Source organism: Stenotrophomonas sp. SrG (assembly GCF_050031795.1).
GTDB lineage: Bacteria > Pseudomonadota > Gammaproteobacteria > Xanthomonadales > Xanthomonadaceae > Stenotrophomonas > Stenotrophomonas rhizophila_A.
Map to the genome: position 1 here is coordinate 1 of NZ_JBNBBE010001736.1, position 230 is coordinate 230.

Sequence of the window (230 nt, forward strand, 5' to 3'; positions counted from 1 at the left end):
CAAACTGGCCGCCGCAGGCCCTGACGTAAAGGTTGCACACTCGCGGCTACCTGATGAGATTCCGGCCGAGGCGGTGGAAACCGGCGCGCGAGCCACTGCTCCAGGGGACGCGATGACTGACATCGACGTCGCGATCCTCTCGATGCCTTACACCGCCTACGACGACGTGAAACCCTTGATAGCGTCTCTGCCAGACGAGGTGGTGGTGATCGATACCGCCAACTATTTCC

The 230-nt window shown here is 61.3% G+C and carries 1 protein-coding gene; it reads left to right on the forward strand.

Features of this window, described 5'->3' with window-relative positions; translation table 11 throughout:
* Positions 1-4 precede the first annotated feature (4 nt).
* The coding region (locus ACQG3P_RS25205) for an NAD(P)-binding domain-containing protein (RefSeq protein WP_426806566.1) at positions 5-230 on the forward strand (226 nt) is incomplete at its 3' end.